6 protein-coding genes are annotated in these 7,096 nt (G+C 67.4%); all 6 read left to right on the top strand.

Annotated elements, in window-relative coordinates; all coding sequences use genetic code 11:
- Positions 1-9: 9 nt before the first annotated feature.
- Positions 10-2,091, top strand: coding sequence for a serine/threonine-protein kinase (locus tag NR810_RS28560; RefSeq protein WP_257457335.1), 2,082 nt, complete (start codon positions 10-12; stop codon positions 2,089-2,091).
- The gene (locus NR810_RS28565; RefSeq protein WP_257457337.1) at positions 2,088-2,786 is read left to right on the top strand and encodes a hypothetical protein; all 699 of its coding nucleotides are present in this window, start codon (positions 2,088-2,090) and stop codon (positions 2,784-2,786) included. Before NR810_RS28560 ends, NR810_RS28565 begins: the two co-directional genes overlap by 4 nt.
- 108 nt (positions 2,787-2,894) lie before the next feature.
- A complete protein-coding gene (locus tag NR810_RS28570) occupies positions 2,895-3,254 on the top strand; it encodes a hypothetical protein (RefSeq protein ID WP_257457338.1) in 360 nt (119 codons plus the stop codon).
- A 186-nt stretch (positions 3,255-3,440) separates the two neighbouring features.
- Positions 3,441-4,526, top strand: a complete 1,086-nt coding sequence (locus tag NR810_RS28575; protein WP_257457339.1) for a helix-turn-helix domain-containing protein — start codon at positions 3,441-3,443, stop codon at positions 4,524-4,526.
- A 19-nt stretch (positions 4,527-4,545) separates the two neighbouring features.
- Positions 4,546-5,493 carry a hypothetical protein gene (locus NR810_RS28580; protein ID WP_257457340.1) on the top strand — a complete coding sequence of 316 codons (948 nt, stop codon included), beginning with the start codon at positions 4,546-4,548 and terminating at the stop codon, positions 5,491-5,493.
- A gap of 192 nt (positions 5,494-5,685) precedes the next feature.
- Positions 5,686-6,270, top strand: a complete 585-nt coding sequence (locus NR810_RS28585; RefSeq protein ID WP_257457342.1) for a superoxide dismutase — start codon at positions 5,686-5,688, stop codon at positions 6,268-6,270.
- Positions 6,271-7,096 lie beyond the last annotated feature (826 nt).

Below are 7,096 nucleotides of genomic sequence, written 5' to 3' on the forward strand. Positions count from 1 at the left end.
GGGGCTCCAATGAGTCTGGTTCGCTATCAGCCCCTTGGCCCGCTCCTGGCGGGCGAGGGTTCCCGCGCATTCCTGGGCCTGGCGCTCGACACGGGCGCCCCGCCCCGTCCGGTGGTGTTGGTGTGGGCTCCGCCCGAGGTCGCGAGGGATCCCGATCTGACGGCGGGGCTGCAGCGGGAGACGCAGCGCGCCGCCGTCCTCGATCACCCCAACATCCTGCGTGTCCACGGACTGGTGACGCTGGAGGCCGGGCTCGCCCGCGTCACCGAGTTCGCCGATGGCGAGTCGCTGCGCCGGCTGTTGGAGGTGCGCCCGCGCATTCCCCCCGCCTTCGCCGCGCTCATCGCCTCGGACGTGGCCATGGGTGCCCACTACGCGCACCTGGCCGGCAACGACGACGGCACCGCGCTCGTGCACGGAGACCTGCGCCCGGAAACCGTGATGGTCTCCTTCAACGGCGTGTGCAAGGTGACGGGCTATGGGGCCTTGAGCGTCGCTCCCCGCGAGCGTAACGGCCGCCGCGTGCGCAACCGCCGCAACTACAGCGCCCCCGAGCAGCTCATGGGCGGCCGCGAGGCCGTCACCGCGCGCACCGACGTGTTCCTCCTGGGCCTGCTGCTCTACGAGTGCCTCACGGGGCGCATGCCCTTCCAGGACACGCCGGACGCCGATCAGGCCACCATCTCCCGGCAGCTCCCGCCCCTGCCCTCCGACATCCCCAAGCCCCTGGCCGAGGTGGTCCGCACCGCCACCGCCAAGCGCGCCAATGATCGGTATGCCACCGCCCTCGAGTTCCGTGAGGCCGTGGTGGCAGCCGTCCAGGGGCTCCCCTCCGCGGAGACCTTCGCGGAGTTCCTCGCCCAGCTCTTCCCGCCCGACCGCGATGCACGCGCCACCCGGCGCCAGATGTTGGAGATCGGCCTGGCGGAGGCGTCCCGGAGGCTCTCCGGCGCGGGGATGCCGATCGTTCAGCCCGCGCCTCCTCCTCCCGCGTACCCCGCGACCCGCCCCATCTCCGTCAGCGTCCCTCCCGTGGAGTCCCCCGAGCCCCTGGAGTCGGACGACATTCCGGTGGACATCGCCCTCCAGGACGAGGACGCGGATGCCATCGACTCGGTGATGGAGCTCACCGGCCGGCACTCACGTCCCGGGATCGCCCGTCCGCTCTCACGCGAGGAGCCCACCCCACCGCTCCGCGAGCCGATCCGCCCCCTGCCCCTGGATGAGCCGAAGCCGAAACCCAAGGCCCTGCTGGAGGACGACGAGCTCCCACGCCCGAACCCGAAGCGGCGCTCGCGCGTCCCACTGATGGTGGGAGCGCTGGCCGCCACCGCCGCCGCCGCCACGGGGGGCCTCTTCCTGTGGAACGAGCGCCAGCAGGCCGCCCGGCCCGCGGACCCGGGCGTGGTGCCCGTGGCCGCCACGCCTCCCGCGGCCCCCGCCCCAGCGAACGCGGACGGGCTCGCGGCCTCAGCGGGAACCACTGGCTCGTCCCCCGCCAGCGCACAGCCCGCGCCGACGGAGGATGGTGGTGCGAGCCCGGCAACGGCCTCGTCCGTGGTGGCCGCGGGAGGTCCGCCACCCGCCGCGCCGGCGGGAGCCGTGGTGCCCGTCTCGGGTACGGCCTCCGCGCCTCCTCCATCCTCCGGGAACACGGACACACCCGAAGCGCCCTCGACCGCGCAGCCCGCGGTGACCACCCGGCTGCAGCTCTTCGTGCTGCCACCCGTGGACGTGTCACTCGATGGCAAGCGGCTCGGCCGGACACCGATGGCGGTGCCGCTCGCGCCCGGCGCGTACACGTTGGAGCTGAGCAACCCGGCCAAGGGGGTGCGGACGACGCGCGCCATCACCGTGCGCCCCGAGGGCACGACGATCCAACGCTTCCTCCTGGGCAGGGGCACCGTGCAGGTGCGGGCCCCGGCGGGCTCACGCATCTTCCTCGATGGCCGCAAGGTGGGTCCGAAGCTCTCGCTGTTCGAGGGCGAGCACCAGCTCGTCGTCACCACCGGCAAGGATCGCTGGGAGAAGTCCTTCCGGCTGGAGCCCCGGCAAAAAGTCACATTCGACGTGGAATATCAGAAGCCATGAAGACCCTGATGGGAACGCTGTGTCTGGCCACGCTGCTGACGGTGACGTCCGCGCGGGCCCAGGAGACCCAGACGCCGGTGGCGGAGACCCAGTCCGTCACCGAGTCCGGTCCGAACCGGCTGCAAGGCGTGGGAGACGTCGACATCCGCGCGACGCTCAACGCGGACATCATCCTGGCCTTCGTCAACCTGGGCGTGGGAGCGGACCTGGGCCTGCTGAAGCTGGGCCCCGGCGTGCTCGCGGTGGGCGGTGAGCTCGAGGTGGGCGCTTGCGTCACCCCCTGCCTCGCGCTCAACCTGGCCACCGGCTACAGCTTCAGCCACCTGTTCTACTCGCCGCACGCGCGGGCCACCTACCACTTCGTCCCGGAGAAGGCGTCGGGACTGGAGAAGGTGGACCTCTACGGGCTGGTGCTCGCGGGCATCACCTACACCACCACGAGCGTGACCGGTGACGGTGCCGGCACGCCCTTCGAGTACAAGGGCCACGACGTGAGCCCCTCGGTGGGCCTGGGCGTCGGCGGCAAGTACTTCCTCCAGGACAACCTCTTCCTCGGGGCCGAGGGCCGCCTGCGCCTGTCTTCCGGCCAGTACAACTACACCGTCCGGGCGGGCAACGTGACCCTCTCCGACAGCCAGTCCACCTGGAGCATGAGCGGCTTCAACGTGCAGCTCTTCGCCGGCCTCCGCCTCTGAGCGATCGCCCATCCTTGCTCCTAAAGGCGTACAGACGCGACCGACCTCACGGGGCATCCTGCCGCCCAGGCACTGGAACGAATCCCAGATGCCCCGGAGGTGCCCACCATGCACGGCGAAGCTCTTTCCCCCGCTCCCATCCGTCGGTTTCCGGTCCTGCTCCTCATGTGCTCGCTGGTGCTGCCAGGTTCTCTTGGCTGTGCCAGCAGCACTCCCCCGCCCCAGGCGTTCAGCACCACCCGTGACAGGCTCGCGGAGTTGGTCAAGACACTCTTCGTGCTGCGCCGCGACGGCTACCTCGCGGAGGCGCTCAGCGGCAGACCCGTGCAGTGCGTGGGGCCGGTGGAGGTTCGAGACGGAGGACTGCGGGCGGGCACCTTCGAGGTAGACAATTTCTACAGGCGCGATGGCAACCAGCGGTGGCAGCGCGTGGAGATGCCCGCCTCCTCTGCCTCCGCCAGCAGGTGACGTCCCCGCTGCTCCCATTCCAGGAAGGCGAGCGTCCACAATCCACCACCCCGTGCGCGGGGAGAAGCGCCGGGGATCGGAGGGTCTTCATACTCCTTTGGAGGTAGGGACAGCGGAGGCCCGGGGGGCTACATTGGACGAGGGGCCCAAGAGAAAGGCGCGAGGATGACGCTGGATTGGGAACGAATGAAGCCACGGGAGCGCCTGCTCGTCGGCAGGTTGATGGAGGCTTTGATCCATTCCCGGACCCTGCAGGAACTGGTCAACAGCACCGAGGAGTTCCTGCTCCAGCTGGTCTCGGCGGATTGCATGGCGCTCTGCGCATCCAGGCTCGGACAACCCAACCTGGACGACTGGTTGGTGGCGAAGATGCCCTCCGTGTACTTCGCCCATTACGCGGACTGGAAGAAAGAGGACGTCATCCGCGCCGCCAACCTGGAACACCGCAACATCGTCTTGCGTGATTTGGACATCATCACGCGCGAGACGCTGGAATCCAGCTTCGTCTACCGGCTCGGTCAAGACATGGGCGTTCCACTCGAGCAGGTCATGTCGGTCTATCTGACCCAGGCGGGATGGGAGGGAAACGGAGGACTCAGCGTGTACCGGATGAAGCGCTGGCCCTTTTCCGACCGCGAGCGGTACATCCTCCAGCAGATCACCCCGATGCTCGCGAAAGCCATCCAGAAATGCCGGGTGTTCGTGGAGCGTGAGCTGATGGACAACCTCCTGGAGGTACAGCCGGATGGCCAGAAACCGGCGTTCCTGGTGCTGACTTCCACCGGCGAGGAGGTGAAGAGAACGGGTCCTGTGTCCGACCTGCTCGGTAAATGGTTCTCGCCGAAGGAGTGTGCCCAATCGGGGTTGCCTCGTGTGCTCCTGGACAAGCTGACCGCATTGATGCGGGACGCGGGCAATCTCGAGACAGGGACGGACCTCTGGGAACGAAAGGTCGAGGGAGAGACCTTGAGGGTGACGTTCGTCCAGTTGCCGCACGTGGATGGCCACCAATACTGGCAATTGCGATTCCAGGAGGTGATTCACCCCTATCTCACCTCATGGCTCGAGAAGTTGACCCCCAAGGAAGCCGAGATCGCGAACCTCCTGGCTCAGGGCTTGTCCGACAAGGACATCGCCAACAAGGCCAACAAAGAGCTTGGGACCGTGAAGAAACAATTGGGGAGTATCTATCAGAAGCTCAAGGCCGATGGCGTCAGGGGCAGAACCGAGTTCATCGCCCTCGCCTTGCGTCCGAGAAAGAAGAAGAGCTGATCCGGGTTAGGCTCCAGGCATGGCCGAGTGCCCCGTTACCCCTGCCCCACCACCCACCGCCGCCGCGCTGGAGCCTTCCGATCCACTCCTGGCCCTCAACGAGGCCTTCCGTGGCGCCTACGCCGCGCGCCGCGAGGCCGTGCTCGCCAGCATGGGCCCGGTCATCGCCCAGATCGACGACCTGCTCATCCTCCGGAGGGGAGGCCAGCGCTTCGAGGGCCCCGCGCGCACCCGGCGCTACCACGAGCTCAAGGCCATCAACCACCTTCCCCTCGCCCTCCACGTGCTCCTGTCGGGCGTCCGCGGCGCGCTCGACGAGGCCACGCGGGACCGGCTCATCGAACTCCGGCGGCTCATCACCACGGCGGCGGCCAGCCTGGAACACCGTGGCTTCACCCCGGAGTCCCTCGCACGCCAGCACCGCATCCTGGACGCCTCGCTCGCGCTGCTCGAGCAGGTGCTCGCCGGCAACCGCGTCGCGCCCGAGGCCCTCTCCGCCTTCACCCGCGCACGGGTCGAGGATCTCATGCGCAACTCGGAGGACGCGGCACGCGACCAGCTCGAGACCATGCATGCCACGGTCGAGGCCTGGAAGCAGCAGATGACTCCGGAGGAGCGTGCCCGGCTGCGCGCGGTGGTCGCGGCCTCGCACATGTCCCGGCCCGGAAACGTGGCCCTGCAATACTTCTCCGTCGCCCTGGGAGAGACGTGGGAGGGCCGCTTCGACCAGGAGGACCTTCAGCCGGGCAAGCGCGTCCTGGCGGCCGAGACAGCCTTCGACGAAGCGGCGGCCTTCGAGTTGCTCGCCACCCACGCACTCGATGCCAGCGTGGGCGACCGCTTCTTCGGCGATGAGATACGGCTGGAGCGAGACGTGCTCGCGGACGCGGCGGAGCGGATCCTCGCCCGCATGTTCCACAAGGAGCCCGAGCCGCCACGAACCCCTGGCGGCTCGAACGGGACGTAGCTCAGCCCTGCACCCGAACCACGGAGCTGACGAAGAGACACGGCGCCGGAAATGGGAATGGGCTCCAGGCCACGCATCCGCGCCATCCCATTGGAAATCCGCCAACCCGTTGTCCAACCAGCTGACGCATGGACCATGTGCCGGTAGAGCGGAGGCATAACGCAGAGAACTCCAGACGAAAGGACGTATCCCGTGCCGTTCACCCTCCCCGACCTGCCCTACAAGAAGGATGCTCTCGCCCCTCACATCAGCGCGGAGACGCTCGAGTACCACCACGGCAAGCACCACGCCGCGTACGTGACGAACCTGAACAAGCTGCTCGAAGGCAAGCCCGAGGCGAGCCAGTCGCTGGAGCAGGTCATCCTCGGCAGCGAGGGAGCCGTCTTCAACAACGCCGCCCAGGTGTGGAACCACACGTTCTACTGGCATTGCATGAAGCCGAACGGGGGTGGGCGCCCGACGGGTGAGCTCGCGGAGGCCATCACGCGCGACTTCGGCTCGTTCGAGCGCTTCCGCGAGGAGTTCGCGAACGCCGCCGCCACGCAGTTCGGCTCGGGCTGGGCCTGGCTCGTGCTCGAGAAGGGCAAGCTCGCGGTGACCAAGACGGGCAACGCGGATCTGCCGCTCAAGCATGGCCAGAAGGCGCTGCTGACCATCGACGTGTGGGAGCATGCGTACTACGTGGACTTCCGCAACGCCCGCCCGAAGTACATCGACACGTTCCTCGAGAAGCTCGTGAACTGGGACTTCGTCCTCCAGAACCTCACGGGGCGCTGAGTCGAAGCACGGCGGCGGGTTCGATTCCCGCCGCCCCCACTCTTCAGGGCTCCAGGTTCTCCGGAATCTGGGGCCTTTTGTTTTTCCGGAGCAGGACATGGGCCAGGGAGTCCGTTCGAGTTTCGACCTTACCCATTTTTCTGAGGCCCGAGGGTGCAGGCTCGGGCAGTAGGTGAGAACGACGAGCATTCACTGCGAGACCACTCCTCAACGCCCCAAATGCGCCGCCGAACGCGCCTTCTTGGAGGTCCCCACTCCATGGGGTTGGCGCGGTCTTAACGTACCTGGGAAGTCGCTCCAGGCCCAGAACGCCACCCGCAAAAGAAAACGGCGCTCGTCCATGGCTGAGGCGAGCGCCGCAGGGTAAGGCGGAGCGACGGTGACTTGCCTTGGCGGGTGCTCACCTGACGCGGGGGCTCAGCCAGTTCCAAATCTCATTGTCGAGATAGCCCTGGTAAGAGGGCTGGTACAAGTTCGTGTTCGGGGGAATCCGACAAACGAAGAGACGGTCGTCCTGGTCGATGAGACTCCTGAGCTGCTCAGTCCACCAGTTCGGCGACTCTGACGTTTCGACGAACCACTGGGACCTGAGCGGGCGTGCCCAGGAGATGGAGTTCCTCTCGATGAAAGATTTCACAACTTCGTAGGCCTTCGGGCGCTCGTGCCCGTTGAGGTCGTAGCTGATCATCAAAACCATTGGTAACCGTTCACCGACTCAGGCAGCGAGCGCGAGCTGAGGTACGGGCACGGTGGGGAGGAGCGAAGGCCCGCGCAAGCCGCGGCGGTGCGCGGCGAGGGTATCGGTAAGGAATGAGAGTACGTCACG

The organism is Archangium lipolyticum (assembly GCF_024623785.1).
In the GTDB taxonomy this organism is placed as follows: Bacteria; Myxococcota; Myxococcia; order Myxococcales; family Myxococcaceae; genus Archangium; species Archangium lipolyticum.